Source organism: Nocardia flavorosea (assembly GCF_015477805.1).
GTDB classification, from domain to species: domain Bacteria; phylum Actinomycetota; class Actinomycetes; order Mycobacteriales; family Mycobacteriaceae; genus Nocardia; species Nocardia flavorosea_A.
The window spans coordinates 1177250-1194507 of sequence record NZ_JADLQL010000002.1 but is presented as its reverse complement, the minus strand read 5'-3'; the positions used below and the strand labels follow the sequence as shown (position 1 = coordinate 1194507).

General features: G+C 67.0%; 14 protein-coding genes. 7 read left to right on the top strand and 7 right to left on the bottom strand.

Going from position 1 to position 17258, the window contains the following annotated elements:
• Window positions 1–61: 61 nt before the first annotated feature.
• Window positions 62–1942 (top strand): ABC transporter ATP-binding protein, encoded by a 1881-nt coding sequence (locus IU448_RS14310; protein WP_195055989.1) that lies wholly within the window; start codon window positions 62–64, stop codon window positions 1940–1942.
• 316 nt (window positions 1943–2258) lie between these two features.
• Entirely contained in the window at window positions 2259–2438 is a 180-nt protein-coding gene (locus IU448_RS14305; RefSeq protein ID WP_195055988.1) for a hypothetical protein, read from the top strand.
• Between the two features lie 191 nt (window positions 2439–2629).
• Here IU448_RS14305 and IU448_RS14300 read toward each other — a convergent pair whose 3' ends face one another.
• From IU448_RS14300 to IU448_RS14275, 6 genes are all read right to left on the bottom strand, one after another.
• Window positions 2630–4210, bottom strand: coding sequence for a molybdopterin-dependent oxidoreductase (locus IU448_RS14300; protein WP_195055987.1), 1581 nt, complete (start codon window positions 4208–4210; stop codon window positions 2630–2632).
• A gap of 362 nt (window positions 4211–4572) precedes the next feature.
• The gene (locus IU448_RS14295) at window positions 4573–5430 is read right to left on the bottom strand and encodes an anti-sigma factor (RefSeq protein ID WP_195055986.1); all 858 of its coding nucleotides are present in this window, start codon (window positions 5428–5430) and stop codon (window positions 4573–4575) included.
• Window positions 5423–6103 (bottom strand): ECF RNA polymerase sigma factor SigK, encoded by a 681-nt coding sequence (gene sigK / locus IU448_RS14290; RefSeq protein ID WP_195055985.1) that lies wholly within the window; start codon window positions 6101–6103, stop codon window positions 5423–5425. Before sigK ends, IU448_RS14295 begins: the two co-directional genes overlap by 8 nt.
• 151 nt (window positions 6104–6254) lie before the next feature.
• A complete protein-coding gene (locus tag IU448_RS14285; protein ID WP_195055984.1) occupies window positions 6255–6911 on the bottom strand; it encodes a fasciclin domain-containing protein in 657 nt (218 codons plus the stop codon).
• Window positions 6912–7078: 167 nt separating this feature from the next.
• The gene (gene lon / locus IU448_RS14280; protein WP_195055983.1) at window positions 7079–9622 is read right to left on the bottom strand and encodes an endopeptidase La; all 2544 of its coding nucleotides are present in this window, start codon (window positions 9620–9622) and stop codon (window positions 7079–7081) included.
• Window positions 9623–9829: 207 nt separating this feature from the next.
• Window positions 9830–10579 carry a helix-turn-helix transcriptional regulator gene (locus tag IU448_RS14275; protein ID WP_195055982.1) on the bottom strand — a complete coding sequence of 250 codons (750 nt, stop codon included), beginning with the start codon at window positions 10577–10579 and terminating at the stop codon, window positions 9830–9832.
• On the opposite strand from IU448_RS14275, the gene IU448_RS14270 reads away from it, so the two are divergent.
• Window positions 10460–10987 (top strand): VOC family protein, encoded by a 528-nt coding sequence (locus tag IU448_RS14270; protein ID WP_324188613.1) that lies wholly within the window; start codon window positions 10460–10462, stop codon window positions 10985–10987. The genes IU448_RS14275 and IU448_RS14270 overlap by 120 nt on opposite strands.
• 352 nt (window positions 10988–11339) lie before the next feature.
• On the top strand, window positions 11340–12539 hold the full coding sequence (locus IU448_RS14265) for a cytochrome P450 (RefSeq protein ID WP_195056323.1): 1200 nt from the start codon (window positions 11340–11342) through the stop codon (window positions 12537–12539).
• Here IU448_RS14265 and IU448_RS14260 read toward each other — a convergent pair.
• Window positions 12526–13515, bottom strand: a complete 990-nt coding sequence (locus tag IU448_RS14260; protein ID WP_195055980.1) for a helix-turn-helix domain-containing protein — start codon at window positions 13513–13515, stop codon at window positions 12526–12528. The two genes, IU448_RS14265 and IU448_RS14260, sit on opposite strands and share 14 nt — an antisense overlap.
• A 222-nt stretch (window positions 13516–13737) precedes the next feature.
• Between IU448_RS14260 and IU448_RS14255 the strand changes: the two genes are divergently transcribed.
• Genes IU448_RS14255 through IU448_RS14245 form a run of 3 tightly spaced genes read left to right on the top strand, consistent with a single transcriptional unit; the run spans window position 13738 to window position 17253 of the window.
• The gene (locus tag IU448_RS14255) at window positions 13738–15276 is read left to right on the top strand and encodes an AMP-binding protein (RefSeq protein ID WP_195055979.1); all 1539 of its coding nucleotides are present in this window, start codon (window positions 13738–13740) and stop codon (window positions 15274–15276) included.
• A gap of 16 nt (window positions 15277–15292) precedes the next feature.
• Window positions 15293–16480 carry a thiolase C-terminal domain-containing protein gene (locus IU448_RS14250; protein ID WP_195055978.1) on the top strand — a complete coding sequence of 396 codons (1188 nt, stop codon included), beginning with the start codon at window positions 15293–15295 and terminating at the stop codon, window positions 16478–16480.
• Window positions 16477–17253 carry a crotonase/enoyl-CoA hydratase family protein gene (locus IU448_RS14245; protein ID WP_195055977.1) on the top strand — a complete coding sequence of 259 codons (777 nt, stop codon included), beginning with the start codon at window positions 16477–16479 and terminating at the stop codon, window positions 17251–17253. The genes IU448_RS14250 and IU448_RS14245 overlap by 4 nt, the downstream gene beginning before the upstream one ends.
• Window positions 17254–17258: the final 5 nt, after the last annotated feature.

Here is a 17258-nt window from a genome sequence, read left to right as displayed (position 1 = left end):
TGAGCTTTTAGTGTCGGTGCACTGGAGTTGAATCGGGCTCCGGAGCGGAAGGACATGTCGGATGAGCATGGAATCGGTTGCCTGGGACCAGATGTATCGGCGAATGCACGCCCCCGAGGAACAGCGGGCGTTCAGCCTCGCCACGGCCCGGCGCATCCTGGGGTTCGCGCGGTCGCACCGGCGCCGGATGGGCGCGTTCCTGGCGCTCAGCGTCGTCGCGGCGGTGCTCGCGGTGGCTACACCGCTGCTGGCCGGCCGGGTGGTCGACGAGATCATCGACGGATCCGCTGCCCGGACGGTGATCATGCTGGCACTCGCCATTGCGGGTCTCGCTGTTCTCGACGCCGGGCTGGGGTTGGCGATCCGCTGGCTGTCGGCCCGGATCGGCGAGGGATTGATCCTGGATCTGCGCACCGCCGTGTTCGATCACGTCCAGCGGATGCCGATCGCGTTCTTCACCCGAACCCGGACCGGCGCCCTGGTCAGCCGCCTGAACAATGATGTGATCGGGGCGCAGCGAGCCTTCAGCGACACCCTGTCCGGCGTGGTCGCCAATCTCGTGACCGTCGTGCTCACCCTGGTGGTGATGCTCCAGCTGTCCTGGCAGATCACTCTGCTCGCTCTGCTGTTGCTGCCGGTCTTCGTGATCCCGGCCCGCCGGATGGGCGATCGGCTGGCCGATATCCAGCGCGAAGCCGCCGGGCTGAACGCGGCGATGAGCACCCAGATGACGGAGCGTTTCTCGGCCCCGGGCGCGACCCTGGTGAAACTGTTCGGCCGGCCCGACCAGGAGTCCGGCGAATTCGCGCTGCGCGCCCGCCGGGTCCGCGATATCGGGGTCCGCACCGCCATGCTGCAAACCGTGTTCGTCACAGCGTTGACGCTGGTCTCGGCACTGGCCGTGGCGCTGGTGTACGGCCTGGGCGGCTGGTACGCGCTGCGCGGCCAACTCGACGCCGGGGCCGTCGTGGCGCTGTCGTTGCTGCTGACCAGGCTGTACTCGCCGCTCACCGCGCTCGCGAGCGCCCGGATGGAAGTGATGTCGGCACTGGTCAGTTTCGAGCGCGTCTTCGAGGTTCTCGACCTGAAACCGCTGATCGAGGATGCACCGGACGCGCGGCCGGTCCCGGCGGGTGGTGTCGCGGTGGAATTCGACGAGGTGCGCTTCGGCTATCCCGCGGCGGACAAGGTTTCGCTGGCATCGCTGGAGGAAGTGGCGACCCTGGACACGCGGGGCGGCGAGGAGGTGCTGCACGGAATCAGCCTGCGCGCCGAACCCGGCGAACTCATCGCCCTGGTGGGTTCCTCCGGCGCCGGTAAATCCACCGTCGCCCAGCTGGTTTCCCGGCTCTACGATGTCGATTCGGGTTCGGTCCGGCTCGGCGGCACCGATGTTCGCGAGTTGAGCACCGCCTCGATCCGGGAAACGGTGGGCCTGGTAACCCAGGACGGGCACCTCTTCCACGACACCATCCGCGCCAACCTGCTGCTGGCCGCGCCCGAAGCGGACGAGGCGCAACTGTGGGATGCGCTGAGCCGAGCCCGGTTACGCGACCTGATCGCCTCCCTGCCCGACGGCCTGGACACCGTGGTCGGCGAACGCGGCTACCGGCTCTCCGGCGGCGAACGCCAGCGTCTCACCATCGCCCGGCTGCTGCTCAAACAGCCGCGCGTGGTAATCCTCGACGAGGCCACCGCCTCATTGGATTCCACCTCCGAAGCGGCCGTGCAAGCGGCTCTGAACGAGGCACTGCAGGATCGCACCGCGCTGGTGATCGCGCATCGTCTCTCCACCGTACGCGCCGCGGACCAGATCCTGGTGGTGGAAGCCGGACATATCGTCGAGCGCGGAACCCATCCGGAACTACTCGCGGCGAACGGCCGCTACGCCGAGCTCTACCGCACCCAATTCGCCGGCGAACCCGAACCGGCCGCCGCCTGAAGTCGCACCACGCTCAGCCGCCGAGGGCCCGGCGCCACGCCGGGCCCTCGGCGGCTGGTGACCGATCCACCCGGCCCCATATCCGGTACAACTACGGTAGGGCCACAGCAGCGTCAGCCATACGATATCGACCGGTCAGGGGCCCGGAATGCAAGCGTTTATTGTTGCTCTGATTTTTTCGGTCGTATCGCTATTTTGCATGTACTCCGCTGCCAAGGGTTATCGAGGAGTCGCAACCAGCCACAGCGAAGGGTGGGGCGATGAGATACCGGACACAACTCTGACGGATCCCGGGCGTCGGAAGAAGGCGAACAATATGGTCGCATATTGGGAAACCGCGGCAGCGATCCTCTGCCTCCCACCTATCGCCTACGGGATCTACATCGCCCTCGCCCCCGAACGTCGTATACCGCTGCCGGTCTTGATCGGCATCGCCGTCTACTCGATCATCGTCTTCTCCATCGCCGGGTATCCGATCGAGAAGATCAAAGAGTAGAACCGCGCCGCCCGACCTCGCAGCGACAGCACCTGCTGCCAGTTCGATAGCCCCCCGAAACCGGCGGGGCCTATCGCATTTCGGCGATGAAATGGTCGCCGCGACCGATCTCTGGAGACTCGGGCGTCTGCACCACAACCCGGCAACACCGCTGTGCTGGATCGTGAGTCGGATCGGCCAGGGCACGATGCTCACTCGACGCGGAAGGTCCGGGTGTGCCAACCGGTGGCGCCGTCGGGTACCGGATCGGCTCGCTGTTCGGTTTGTACCCGGCCTTCGCCGTCGGTGGCGCGGACTCGCAGGGTGTGGTCGCCGGGGACCGCGTCCCAACGCCAGGTCCATTGCCGCCAGGTGTCCGAGGAGTATTCCGGCGCGAGCTCGGCCGGCTGCCATGGGCCGTCGTCGACCTGGACTTCGACGGCGGTGATACCGCGCCGCTGTGCCCAGGCCACGCCCGCGACGACGGTCGGGCCGGGCGGGATCTTTGCGAACGGGGCGGGGACGTCGATACGGGAAGCGGTCTTGATCGGGCCGCGCGCGGACCAGCCGCGGCGGGTCCAGTACGCCTGGGCCCTGTCGAATCTGGTGAGCTCCAGGTCGACGACCCATTTGGTCGCGCTCACGTAGCCGTAGAGACCGGGGACCACCAGCCGGGCCGGATAACCGTGCTCGACCGGTAGCGGGTCGCCGTTCATCCCGACGGCAAGCAGCGCGTCGCGCCCATCGGTGAGGGCTGCCACCGGTGTTCCCGCGGTGAATCCGTCGGCGCTGGTGGACAGGACCATATCCGCGCCGGGTCGTACGCCGGCCTCGGCGAGCAGGTCTGCCAGCGGGTATCCGATCCAGCGGGCGTTGCCGGCCAGGTCACCGCCGACCTCGTTGGATACGCAGGTCAGGGTGATCATTTTCTCCACCGCGGGCCGGCGGCGCAGATCGTCCATGGTCAGTTCGATTTCGCGATCCACCATTCCGTGGATGCGTAGCCGCCAGTCCTCGCTGGTCACCGCCGGGATTCGCAGGGCGGTGTCGATCCGGTAGAACGCATCGTTGGGGGTGACGAATTCGGTGATCCCGGGGACCGGCGGATCGGTGCCGGGTGGCGGCGCAGCGGCCCCGGTCACGGGGCGCGGCAGCACGAAACGCTCCAGATCGGCGGTTACGGCCCGCATTCGCGCACCGACCCAGCGTCCGGCGGCCGCGCTTCCGGCCGCCACCGCGGCGGCACCGGCCACCAGCATCAGGAACCGGCGGCGGGACGGATCGGTCTCCCCTACCTCGTCCGCGGCTTTCGGCCCCGGAGCGCGCGCTATCAGGAAGCGGAGCGTCACAACGCCCGCCGCGATACCGAGCAGGATCGGAATCGCGAACACGGGAGTCGCGGTGGGCCGGCCCAGAACGGCCACGCAAACGACCAGCCCGAGGGCGATCAGCAGCGCACTGCCGTAAGGCCGCCGCCGCTCGAGCAGACCCACCACGACGGCGAGCACCGTCATCACCGCGCCCATGGAGACGAACAGCACGGCCTTGTCGGCAGTGCCGAACTGGTCGATGGCGAACTCGCGTAACGCTTTCGGCGTGTGGTCGACCACTGTGGCACCGGTCGATACGAAGGGTGAGGCGTCCGGATCGATCAGCCCGGCGAACAGTTCGGCGATACCGAGCACCAGTGCGGCGGCGACGAGTCCGCACAGACCCGCCGCGGCGGCATTGGGTTCGCCCGCCGGTTCCGGGGTTCGTCGCGCTATTCCGGGCGAGTCCGGTATGTCCTGCATCAGCACCCTCGTTCCGCCATCGGGCCGGGGCCCGCCTGCCCCGGTGTTCGTCCTACTCCCCAGCTGCGGATGGTGTCATTACGAGCACGCTTCGGGAAGGTGTCCGGGCACAGCGTCACCGAAATGTCAGAACTTCCCGAGCGACGATGACCATGCCGTAACCGGCCGGACACCGGAAGGAGCCGAGCGGCGGACCGGGAAAACGCCTCCCACTGCTCCCCGGGCTGAGTGCCGACCCGGCCGATACACCCCCCGCGAATCCGGTGGTTCGTACGCGGACGCGATTGCTCACCGCGAGAGCCGGGTCCATCACGAACAGCTCGGCCGGCTGCCCTGACTCGCCCGGAGCAGGCCGGTATGACTCACCCCAGCGCGACCGCACCGAGCGGCGTGCTGGTCGGCGCGGGCGATCCGCCGTCGGGTTCGAGCGTTACCGCGAGTTGTCCGGAACCGGTGAACTCGGTGATGTAGGGCGTGTTCGCCGCCGGCAGTTCGGCCAGCACCCCGGCCGATTGTGGAACACCGGACGCATCGATCAACCACAGCTGGTAGTCGCTACCGGCCGGCGGGGCGGGTACGGCGTCGAAAGCGACGGTGGCCGCGCCGAGTTCGGCGGAAACGTGCACCGTGAGGGTTCCGTCCGCACCGATCGGGGTGGTGGCCGTACGGGCATCGGGGTGCTCGAGAATCTGCTGTGCGGTAACGGCTGCGCCCGGTTCGTGACCGGTCTGCCGGGCGAGGACTCCGTAACCGATCCCGATGGCCACCACCACCGCGGCCGCGGCAGCGAGTCCTGACAGCCGACGCCGGCGCCGACGGGCTCGGGCGAGTTCATCGGCCGGTGTGCCGGCTACCGGCGTATCCGCCTGTGGATCCGGTGGTCCGGCCACAGATGGCGACTGCGCACCGGGATCGGATCTCCCGGCACCGGTGTGCACATCCGAACGTGCGCCGGGCCGGGAGCCGAGGGCGGCGAGTATGCGCGCCTCCACCCGGGCGGGCGGCTCCTGGGCGTCGAGGACGGACAAGGCCCCCATCGCCTCCCGCACGTCGCGTACCACACTGTCGAAGGCCCGGGCAGTTTCTCGATCGGCGGCACGTAATCGTTGTTCGATATCGGCGCTCTCGGCGGCCGAGACCGCGTCGAGGGCGTAGGGAAACGCCAGGTCCACTAGGTCACCGTGGTTGGCCGGCGAGTCGGGCGGTGAGATATCAGGCATCGGAGACAACCCCTGACAGGCAGTTCTGGAGCCGTTTCAGACCGTCACGGATGCGGCTCTTGATGGTGGGCAGTGGGGATTCGAGCTGGTCGGCGACCTCGCGGTAGGTGCGCCCGCTGTAATAGGCGAGTGCGACCGCTTCTCGTTGCGTGGCGGTGAGCACGTCGAGGCAGTCACGCACAGCCTGCTCGTCGAACTGCTGGTGCACCGTTTCGGAGACGATGTCGTGGTCGCGTCCCAGATGGGTGTGGCCGTAGACGATATCGCGGGCCGCGGCCGATTCCTCGGCGCGCACCCGGTCGACAGCTCGCCGGTGGGCGATCATCATCAACCAGCCGACCGCGCTTGCCCGCGCCGGGTCGTAGCGGGCGGCGGCCGACCAGACCTGCAGGTACACCTCCTGGGTGGCTTCCTCGGCCGCGGCCGGGCTGCGCAGGATCCGCCGCGTCAGCCCGAACACCCGGGAACTGGTCTCCCGGTAGAAAAGGGTGAACGATTCCCGATCACCGTTCCCGGCCGCCTGTAGCAGATCGGCGAGCCGGCGCTGGGTTGCGCTGTCGTCCTGGCCGGCGCGGCGGGCCGGGCACGCCGCCCCGGCCTCGGTACCGCTGTCCTGCGCACCGACGACCCGGAGCCGGACCGCGCCCGAACCGGAATCCGGCCGCTTCGTCATGATCGTGCCCTCGACTGCATGGGAAGGTGTTCGCCACCCGCGACACCGAGGATGGACATCGTACTGATGCTGTAACGCAGTTCACGCTCAGCGCCGTGAAGCATCATGGCCCCAGTCTCTGCCACTCGGCCCCGCAGCGCGGGAAAACCGGTCACGCGGGCGGCATGAGGACCTCGTCGATCATGTAGACGGTCGCGTTCGCGGTCTGCACACCGCCGCAGATCACCGACGCTGTCCCGGCCTCGATCGTCTCGCCGTCACGGGTCACCGAGACGGTGTCGCCCTGGACGGTCGCATGATCCCCGGCGATATCTTCGGGCACGATCTGTCCGGGTATCACGTGGTAGGTGAGAATATCGGTCAACGTGGCGGAATCCGTCTTCAGGGTTTCCAGCGTTGCCGGATCGATCTTCGCGAAGGCCGAATCGACCGGAGCGAACACGGTGAATTCGCCGCCGTTGAGCGTATCGACGAGGTTCACCTCGGGATTCAAGCCACCCGATACGGCCTGCGTGAGGGTCTTCAGCATCGGGTTGTTCGAGGCCGCGACCGCGACCGGGTCCTGCGCCATCCCGTCGACCGATCCCGCGCCGTCGGGCACCTGCGCCGCGTAGTCGGCGCAGCCGGGGCCGACGAGCGCGGCCGCGGGATCACCGGTGGCCGCGGTCGCCGTGGACGACGCGGGAGCGCTGCTCGCCGCAGCCGCGGTTTCCCCGGACTCCGCATCCCCGGAACATGCTGTCGCTCCCAAGAGTGCGGTGGCCGAAACCACCGCGGCCAGAAGCACAACGCGCTGCCTGCTTTTCATGAATTTCCATCGCTTTCGGCCAGGACGACCGCGTTGCCGGTCGTACCGCGAACATTGCTGAACGGGGTTCGGGTGGACCGGCCGGGCGGATGGGAACCACTTCGGGAAACGACAGCGAGCCGTGGTAGCCGGTGATGGCTACCACGGCCCGCAGGGTCGGGTACAGGTCAGGCGGAGGCCGCCAGCGGCCGATCCTCGTAGGCCGGTTCCTGGATCGGCTCGATGGCGTGGGCCAGGATCTCGGCCACATCGGCCACCGGACGGACATCCAGTTCGGCCAGCACATCGGCGGGGACGTCGTCCAGATCCGGCTCGTTACGCGCCGGGATGAACACCGTCTTCAGCCCCGCACGCTGCGCGGCGAGCAGTTTCTGCTTCACCCCGCCGATCGGCAGCACCCGGCCGTTCAGCGTGACCTCACCGGTCATACCCACATCCGAACGCACCGGCCGCCCGAGCGCCAGCGATACCAGCGCGGTCACCATGGTGACCCCGGCGGACGGGCCGTCCTTGGGCACGGCTCCGGCGGGGACGTGCAGGTGCAGGCTGCGTTCGAGGACACCGGGCTCGATACCGATTTCGCCGAGGTGCGAGCGCACGTAGGTCAGCGCGATCTGCGCCGATTCCTTCATCACATCGCCCAACTGCCCGGTCAAGGTCAACGACCGTTCGCCTTCGGCGGTATTCGCCTCGATATAGAGGACGTCCCCGCCCAGTCCGGTGACCGCGAGCCCGGTCGCCACGCCCGGCACGGCCGTACGTTCCGCCGAATCCGGGGTGAACCGGGGACGGCCCAGATAGTCCTTCAGATCGGCGACGTCGATGCGCAGGATTTCGCCGGACCCGCCGGCGCCGGACGCGACGTCGCCGCGGAGCTCACCGGCGGGGTCGTAGCCCAGTTCGGGGTCGTAGCCCAGTTCCCGCGTTACCCGCTCACCGCTGCCGACGTCGGCTTGCCCGTTGCTCGCCGCGTCGGCGCGGTTGCCATCGTCGACACCTGCGTGGTCGACACCCGATGCATCGGCGTCGAAGCCGGGTCCGGCCGTTTCGGACAACCGGGTAGCGGCCTTGCGCAGCACCTTGGCGATGAGCCGTTCCATCTGCCGGACCCCGGCCTCCCGGGTGTAGTCGGCCGCGATCTCCCGCAGTGCCGCATCGGTGACCTGGACTTCCTCGGCGGTCAGCGCATTGCGTTCCAGCTGGCGGGGCAGCAGGAAATCGCGGGCGATGGCCACCTTGTCGTCCTCGGTGTAGCCGTCAACGGTGATCACTTCCATCCGGTCCAGCAGCGGGCCGGGGATGGTTTCCATCACGTTCGCGGTCGCCAGGAACAGCACATCGGAGAGGTCGAGGTCCATATCCAGGTAGTGGTCCCGGAAGGTGTGGTTCTGGGCGGGGTCGAGCACCTCGAGCAGGGCCGAGGCGGGGTCGCCGCGGAAATCGGCGCCCAGCTTGTCCACCTCGTCGAGCAGGACGACCGGGTTCATCGAACCGGCTTCCTTGATCGCCCGCACGATCCGGCCGGGCATCGCACCGACGTAGGTGCGCCGGTGGCCACGGATCTCGGCCTCGTCGCGCACACCGCCGAGCGCGACCCGAACGAACTTGCGGCCCAGTGCCCGGGCCACCGATTCGCCGAGCGAGGTCTTACCCACTCCGGGCGGACCGGCGAGTACCAGCACCGCACCGGACCCGCGACCGCCGACGACCTCGAGCCCACGCTGGGCCCGCCGGGCCCGGACCGCGAGGTACTCGACCATCCGGTCCTTCACCTCGTCGAGGCCGTGATGGTCGGCGTCGAGCACGGCCCGCGCGGCGGCCACATCGGTGGAGTCGGTGGTCTTCACCTGCCACGGCAGTTCCAGCACGGTGTCGAGCCAGGTGCGGATCCAGCCGGTTTCCGGGCTCTGGTCGCTGGACCGTTCCAGCCGGGACACCTCGCGCAAGGCGGCTTCCCGCACGGATTCGGGCAGATCGGCCTGCTCGACCCTGGTGCGGTAGTCGTCGGCGCCGTCCGGTTCGTCCTCGCCGAGTTCCTTGCGGATGGCGTTGAGTTGCTGGCGCAACAGGAATTCGCGCTGGCTCTTCTCCATGTTCTCGCGGACCTCGTCACCGATCTTCTCGGTGACCTCGGCCTCGGCGATATGCGCCCGGGTCCATTCGATGAGCCGGTTCAGCCGGGCCGCGACATCCGGGGTTTCGAGCAGTTCCCGTTTCTGTTCGGCGGTGAGATAGGCGGCATAGCCGGCGGTATCGGCGATGGCCGAGGGGTCGGTGAGCTGGTTGACGGCGTCGATCACCTGCCACGCCTCTCGGCGCTGCAGTACCGAGACCACCAGCTTCTTGTACTCGTCGGCCAGTTCCCGCGTGCGGCCGTCGGCGGCGGGAGTCTCGACCGGTTCGGCCTCCACCCACAGCGCGGCCCCCGGCCCGGTGACCCCGTGGCCGATCTTCGCGCGGCGTTCGGCCTTGAGCACCGCGGCGGGGGTTCCGCCGCGCATGCGCCCGATCTGCTCGATGGTGGCGAGCACACCGTAGGCGGCGTAGCCCTCGGTCAAGCGGGGGGCGAGCAGTACGGTCCCGGTCTTCGCGGCCTGCGCGGCATCGATCGCGGCCTGCGCGGATTCGTCCAGCTCGATCGGGACGACCATGCCCGGCAGCACGATGGGATCGGTCAGGAACAGCACCGGAAGATTCAGTGGTGTAGTCACGAACACAACCTCCAATAGTTGAGCTATCCCGACTCAACTTCACCGGAGTCCCGGTTGTTCCAACCAACGCCCGTGTTCGCCCAGAGCGAAGAAGAAGAAGAAGAAGCACCAAGCAGGTTGGTGCGGCGAGCGCAACGTCAGTCGAAACGGGTGACGAATCGTTTCTGCCATGACATCTCGACGGCCCGGCGCGAATAGTGGCGGCGATCAGCGTGGCGATGCCGACCCTGGCCACAGCCCGCGATCCGAGGGCGAAGGAAGACGACTGATCGAACTATCGCAACCGGGTCCGCTCCCGGTCGCTCGCGTGGCGGCGAGAAGCCTGGTTCCCCAGTCCTTCACGAGGTCGGTCGCTTCGGGTGGCCCGTGCACGATGAACGGTGCTCCGATCGAGACGAGGCAGAAGGCGGCCCAGCCCAGGGACTCGGCGGCGATCTGGACCTCGCACGAGCCGGAGTCGACGGCGGTGACGGTGCCGTAGTGGACGATCTCGGCTCTGACCCGTTCGGCGGAAGCCTGGATGGTGGCGTGTACCCGGTACCTGGAGGGCATCGACCCGATCCGGTCGTGGACGTACTCCACCGGATCGCCACCGGGCAGGCGGCGTGGTGCGAATCGCGCGCCGGTACGGCGGGGTTGCGCGACCCGGTCGATTCGGAAGGTGCGCCAGTCGGTGCGATCGAGATCCCAGGCCACCAGGTAGAGGCGGCTTTCGACATTGACGATCTGATGCGGTTGGGCGGTGCGATGCGACGTGGCCGCGTCGCTGCCGCGGTAGGAGAACGAGACGGTATCGGCGTCCCGGCAGGCAAGAGCGAGAGTGGTCAATGCGGTGACATCGTCGATCCCGGCCCGGTTGTATCCATCACCGGAGGGGGTCGCGACGGTCCGGAGACTGTCGATCCGGCGGCGGATCCGGACGGGAAGGACCTGGACGATCTGGGCCATGGCGCTCATGGCGGCTTCCGCTCGACGCTCACGATCGCCGACCGCAAACCGGACTGGCCGTATATGCCGTCCTTCGTCCGCGTCTACGTCGACGATCCGGCCGCCACGCTGAAACGAGCCGCCGCGCGTGGTGCGCGGATCGTCACCGAGCCGACGGATTTCTGGGGCGATGTGCTCTCCCGGTTCGCCGACCCGTTCGGCCACCTGTGGTGGGTGTACAAGCACAATCCGGGTAGCGCGTCCTGGGATGAAGGATCGGCGGACGGAACCGGCGAAGGCGACTGGGGGCAGGCCGATCCCACCGAGAACGGCGCGGACGAGCAGTCCTGGGAGTCGTTCGCCACCCCGGAATTGACCGCCATTCATTCCTCGCTCATGGAAGCGATGGCGTCGCTGCAGGATCCGCGTACGCGCTGACCTGTCGGCTATGCCCTGCGGCCTCATATGCGCCGCAGGGCATCGGCCTCCGGGGTTCCGGGCAAGGAGTTCCGACCCGCCCATCCAATTTGTGGCGGTTTATCGTCCGGAACCAGAGTCCGGATCGTCCTGTACCCCCATCGAGAGGCAGGATGTGATCCACACTCGGGATTCGTCCAGGACCCCTTACCGGCGGTCGCACCGATGACGCAGGTTGTCGACTGACCGATGCGGTGTGCCCCTACACTTTTCGGTCGAGCGGCTACCGTCCGAGCCGAAACTCGCCCTGCCTACAGTCGAGGAATCAGCAGAGTTGAATATCGACAGTGAGACCCCGCCGCATACGACACCGATGGATTTCGATGGCCCCCGCTTTCCCCTGTACTCGAAAGAGTTTGCAGTCGATCCGCATCGGATGTACCGGGAGATGCGGCAACTGTACGGGTCCCTGGCTCCGGTCGAGCTGGCGCCGGGCGTGCCCGCCACCCTGGTGATCGGTTACCACACCGCGTTGCGGGTCCTGAACGACCATGAACATTTCCCGGCGGACCCCCGAGTGTGGCAACGCGATATCTCCGCGGACTGCCCGGTCCTGCCGATGATGGAGTGGCGACCCAACTCGCTGCGCAGTTCGGGTAGCGAGCATATCCACTACCGGACCGCTACGGCGGCGGCGCTCGGCCGAGTGGATATGCACCTCCTGCACGCTACTGTCGAGCAGGCCGCGATTCCGCTCATCAACTCCTTCTGCGAAGACGGGGCCTGTGATGTCGCCGGCCAGTATGCCTATCCGCTGATTCTCTCAACCCTGAACACGTTGTTCGGCTGCTCGCCCGAAATCAGTCGGCGCGCGGCGACCAGCATGGCCGCCATATTCGACACCGTGGACGCCGCTGCCGGAAACCGGGCGCTGACCGAGACCCTGCTCGAACTGGCGCGGACCAAGCGGGCCGATCCCGGTCCGGATATCACGAGCCGGCTGGTGCAGCACCCGGTGAACCTGGACGACGAGGGCGTGATGCATCAACTGGCAACTCTTTACGCCGCAGGTATCGAAACGCAGCAGAACCTGATAATCAATACTCTGCGGTTGATGCTCACCGACGACCGGTTCGCGGGCGATATGCTCGGCGGAAGCCTCTCCACCCGCGACGCGCTGGACGAGGTCCTGTTCAACGATCCGCCGTTGGCCAATTACTGCATCAGCTACCCACGTCAGCCGATCCTGATCGAAGGGGCCTGGTTGCCCGCGCATCAGCCGGTGCTCATCAGCATGGCCGCATGCAACAACGACCCTGCCGTCCGCACTGGCGATGCCCTGCACAACAACCGGTCACATCTGGCTTTCAGCACGGGCTCACACAGTTGCCCCGCCCGGACGGTGGCCTTGCTGATAGTGCAGGACGCCATCGACCAGCTACTGGATGCGCTGCCCGAGATGGAGCTGGCGGTGCCGGCCGACCGGCTCGAATGGCGGCCGGGCCCGTTCCACCGGGCGCTGGTATCGCTTCCCGTCGTCTTTCCGAAAAGCCCACCGCTCAATTTTCGGTAGATCCACTCGTCCGGCTGAGCGGATGGAGGTGAATTCCACGGAGTTCTCGCGGGGTGATCCCGAACCGTTGCCGGAACGCCGTACTGAAGGTCGTCGCCGAGGTGAAACCACATTGGTGGGCAACATCGGTGATGGAAGTGCCACGGAAGGCGGGCCCGGTCAGGCGCTCGTGGGCAAGCGAGAGCCGCTCCTCGCGGATCAGATCTCGTGCGGTGGTACCCGCTCGCTGCATCGACAGCTGGATCTGCCGCACTGACCATCCGAGCGCACCGGCGATCACCGCCGCATTCAGGTCGGGCTCGTGGGCGTGGTCACGCACGTACCGCCGAATCGCTGCTTCGATCTCGCCGAAGTGATCACCGGCTTGGACGATGTTCTCGCCGATCAGCACGCACAGCAGCTCGATCAGTCGACTGACCGCAGCGTCGAACTGGTCAGCAGACAGCTGATCGAGGGAACGCAGAATGCTCTGTATGAGGTCCTGCACCACGAGACCGAGGCCGGTGGCCAGATCAAGGGGTGCCGCGAGATCGAAGCGCCGATTCATCCGATGCTCGATCGACTGCCGATCGATGGTGAGCACTCGCAGCTCCGCCCCCGGTGAATGGGTGACCTCGAAGGGCTCGGTCGCGCTCAGCATAGCGGCGCGGCCCGGAGACACCTCGAATTCGACGGCACCGCGGTCGACATTCGCTGTGCCCGTGCCGGGCAGCAGCAACATATAGGAGTCGATACCGTCGCGCCGTATATGCTTTGGTGTCCGCCGGTAGCGGACCGAGGAGGACTGCCAGGTCAGGAGCTGATGCATCCGGGTCCGTGTGGTTGTCAGCGCACCCACCAGTTGCTGGTCCGCGGAAAAATCGCACTGCATATCGCATTGGTACCTGGTGGTCATGCGGCGCCACTCTTCCTGTGACTCCTGCGCCGACAGCCCGTGAGTCGATGCCTTCTCGGTGACGAACACGGTTTCGAACACGGGTCGATCCCTCTGTATCGCATGACTGCAGGTGATTGAAGCCTAACCCAGCAGTTCGCTGGTGGTGCCATATTCGCCCAGCTGCGTCGCTGTGCCGAGCTGCCACCGCTCGGTGTGGGGTGGGTCCATTGTTCGGTGCCGGAAGCGTTCCTAACGTGAAGTCCGAGCCCGAGCAACGGCCCGAACACATCGGTCTACCGGGCATTTCACGGAAGGACCGCTATGGAAATAGCGAACTTGATCCGACATGGAGCCGAGCGCTATGCCGAGCGCCCCGCGCTGATCTGTGCGGATACGGTCTACAGCTACGCGGAGGTCTACAAGCGCTCCTGCCGGTTGGGCAACGCGCTGGCTGGGCTCGGAATCGAACCCGGCGATCGGGTAGCGACCCTCACCGACAACAGCCCGGAAGCGCTGGAGTTGATACTGGGCATTGCGCTGGCCGGTTGTGTGCGCGCCTCGCTGTACACCCACAACAGCGCGGAAACCAACCGCTACCTGCTCGATACCATCGGCGCGACGGTCCTGATCGTTCAGCATCGGCACTACGACATCATCGCGCCTCAGCTGAAAGCGGCGGGAACCGTGCGGCATGTGCTGGTGCTCGAAGGACCTGCGCCGGCCGATGCCCTCGATTACGAGGAGTTACTGGCCGGTGCCTCGGCCGACGACCCAGGGGTCGAGGTGGCGGAAGAGACACCCCAAACGATCCGGTTTTCGGCAGGCACCACCGGCAAACCGAAATGCATCACTCACTCGGTGCGTGCCTGGACCGGGATGGGCAGCGAAATGGCGACAGTTCTGCCCGAGCTGACCTGTCAGGATTCCTACCTCGCAGCCGGCCCACTCTCACACGCGACGATCATGCCGGTATTCGCCGTGCTGGCCGCCGGTGGCGCGGTGGTGGTGCTGCGCGCTTTCGACCCCGGCCAATTCCTTGCGGCGGTGCAACGTCATCGCTGTACGGTGGCCTTCGGTGTGCCGACGATGGTCGAACTGGTGGCCAGGCACCCGGCCGCGCTGACCACCGATCTCAGCAGCTTGCGGGTCTTTGTCTACGGCGGCGCACCGATGACCGAGACCGCGCTCGCCGAGGCGCGTGAAGTGTTCGGCGACATCATGCTGCAGATGTACGGGCAGAGTGAGGTGGCTCCGGTGAGCGTCCTGCTGCCCGAGGAGCACACCGCCCAGGACGGCCGGTGGGCGCGGTCTGCGGGGCGGGCGACCTCGAATACCCGGATAACGATCGTCGATGAATCGGGCGCCGAACTGCCGCAGGGGCAGATCGGGGAGGTCGCCGCCGCCACGCCAGGTGCCTTCACCGAAGTCTGGGGTGATCCCGAGGCCACCTGTGCGCGCAAGTTGCCGGACGGCTCGATACTCACTCGGGATATGGGTTACCTCGACGAGGAAGGTTATCTCTTCCTCACTGACCGCAAGGAAGACCTGATCATCTCCGGAGGCTTCAATATCTGGCCGGCCGAACTGGAGAACGCCCTGGTAGCCCATCCCGCGGTGCAGGAAGCCTCGGTTGTCGGCATCCCGGACCCCAAGTGGGGCGAGACCCCGATGGCGTTGGTTGTGCTCGCCCCCGGGGCGAGTGCGTCCGAGGACGAGCTCATTTCGTGGACCAGGGACCGTCTGGGGCCGGTCAAACGCGTCACGCACGTCCGGTTCGACGCGGAACTACCCAGAACACCGGTGGGCAAGGTGCTGCGCCGGGTGGTGCGGGACCAGTACGGCCCCGGCACTACACAGTAAGGAGCGAATCATCGCCATGAAACGTGTATTCACTGTCGGCGTCGGTATGACCAAGTTCGTCAAGCCCGGCATGCCGACCCCGAACTATCCCGAAATGGCCCTGGAGGCCGCGACAGCCGCGCTGGCCGATGCGGGCATCGGCTTCACCGAGATCGAGCATGCCTGCGTCGGGTTCGTGCACGCCGATTCCACCGCGGGGCAGCGGGCCGTCTACGAGCTGGGTATGACCGGTATTCCGGTGATGAACCTGAACAACAACTGCGCGAGTGGGTCTTCGGCTCTCTACTATGCACGCCAGCTCGTGGCCGGCGGTCTCGCCGACTGCGTGCTGGCGCTCGGTTTCGAAAAGATGCAGCGCGGATCGCTCGGAACGCCCACCTATCCGCAATCGACCAACCCGGTGGAGAAGTTCATCGAGGCATCCGCCCGGTTACGCGAGCCCACCGGCGCTCCGGTCGTGCTCGAGATGTTCCGCGCCGCGGGGCTCGAGCATATGAGGCGTTACGGAACTACGGCCGAGCACTTCGCCAGAGTCGCCGTGAAGAACCACCGGCATTCGGCGGCCAACCCAAACGCCCAGTTCCGAGATGTGTACTCGCTCGACGAGATCTTGTCCTCGACCCTGGTCTGTGATCCGCTGACCAAACTGCAGTGCTCGCCCACCTCCGACGGCTCAGCGGCGGCGATCGTCGTATCCGAGGAATTCGTGGCCCGGCACGGTCTCGCGGACCAAGCGATCGAGATCATCGGCCAGGCCATGACCAGCGATACCGCCGACGCCTACGACACCGCATTCGACATCGTCGGACAAGGCACCGGTGCACGCGCCGCGCGGGCCACCTACGAGCAGGCCCAACTCGGCCCCGAGGATGTCGACGTGATCGAGTTGCACGACTGCTTCTCGATCAACGAAATCCTCACCTACGAAGCGCTGGGGCTCTGCGGAGAGGGCGAGGGCGCGACACTGATCGATGCCGGGGACACCACCTACGGGGGCAAATGGGTGGTCAATCCGTCCGGTGGGCTGATTTCCAAGGGGCATCCGCTCGGCGCGACCGGGCTGGCGCAGTGCGCCGAACTGAATTGGCAGTTGCGTGGTCTCGCCGGCGGACGGCAGGTCGACGGAGCACGCGTGGCCCTGGCACACAATGTCGGACTCGGCACTGCCGCAGTGGTGACCATGTACCGGAAGGCGGCGGCATGACCGAATCGACGGCCGGGCCGGTGTTGTTCGAGCGCGCTGGCAACACAGCGATCATCACGATCAACAGGCCGAAACGCAAGAACGCGTTCGATCGGGCCACCGCCTACGCGATGGAGGCGGCCATCGACCGGTTCGATGCCGACGACGACCTCCGCGTGGCGGTGCTGACCGGAACCGGCGATGTATTCTGCGCCGGGCAGGACATCATCGCGGCGGGCCTCGGAGAAATCGGTACCACCGAGCGGCGCGGCGGCGGTGGGATCATGAAGCAGCCGCCGGAGAAGCCGATCATCGCCGCCGTGGAAGGTTTCGCGGTGGGCGGGGGCCTGGAAGTGTGCTTGGCCTGCGATCTCATCGTGGCCTCCCGGACGGCACAGCTCGGCCTGCCGGAAGCCAAACGCGGCTTGCCCGCGATGGGCGGCGGGTTGTTCCGGCTGCCGAAGCGGGTGCCGTACGCCATCGCGATGGAAATTGCGATCACCGGGACGACGTGGCCGGCCTCTCGCTTCTACGAGCTGGGACTGGTCAACCGCATCACCGAACCCGGGGCGGCCCTGGCCGAGGCCCGCGAACTCGCGGCAACGATCGCGGCGGCCGGCCCGGTGGCGGTACGCGCGAGCAAAGCCGTCGTGCGCGACAGCGGTGCGTGGACGGACGCGGAGAGCTGGGTCAACCAGCAACCGTTCGTCGACCAGGTATTGAACTCTGACGATTACCTCGAAGGGCTGAACGCATTCGCCGAGAAGCGCCGGCCCGTATGGAAAGGACGCTGACGTGC

Coding starts and splice junctions, on each gene's coding strand:
- IU448_RS14310 (WP_195055989.1), top strand. CDS start 62: ATGAGCATGGAATCGGTTGCCTGGGACCAGATGTATCGGCGAATGCAC.
- IU448_RS14305 (WP_195055988.1), top strand. CDS start 2,259: ATGGTCGCATATTGGGAAACCGCGGCAGCGATCCTCTGCCTCCCACCT.
- IU448_RS14300 (WP_195055987.1), bottom strand. CDS start 4,210: ATGCAGGACATACCGGACTCGCCCGGAATAGCGCGACGAACCCCGGAA.
- IU448_RS14295 (WP_195055986.1), bottom strand. CDS start 5,430: ATGCCTGATATCTCACCGCCCGACTCGCCGGCCAACCACGGTGACCTA.
- sigK (WP_195055985.1), bottom strand. CDS start 6,103: ATGACGAAGCGGCCGGATTCCGGTTCGGGCGCGGTCCGGCTCCGGGTC.
- IU448_RS14285 (WP_195055984.1), bottom strand. CDS start 6,911: ATGAAAAGCAGGCAGCGCGTTGTGCTTCTGGCCGCGGTGGTTTCGGCC.
- IU448_RS14275 (WP_195055982.1), bottom strand. CDS start 10,579: ATGAGCGCCATGGCCCAGATCGTCCAGGTCCTTCCCGTCCGGATCCGC.
- IU448_RS14265 (WP_195056323.1), top strand. CDS start 11,340: ATGGATTTCGATGGCCCCCGCTTTCCCCTGTACTCGAAAGAGTTTGCA.
- IU448_RS14255 (WP_195055979.1), top strand. CDS start 13,738: ATGGAAATAGCGAACTTGATCCGACATGGAGCCGAGCGCTATGCCGAG.
- IU448_RS14250 (WP_195055978.1), top strand. CDS start 15,293: ATGAAACGTGTATTCACTGTCGGCGTCGGTATGACCAAGTTCGTCAAG.
- IU448_RS14245 (WP_195055977.1), top strand. CDS start 16,477: ATGACCGAATCGACGGCCGGGCCGGTGTTGTTCGAGCGCGCTGGCAAC.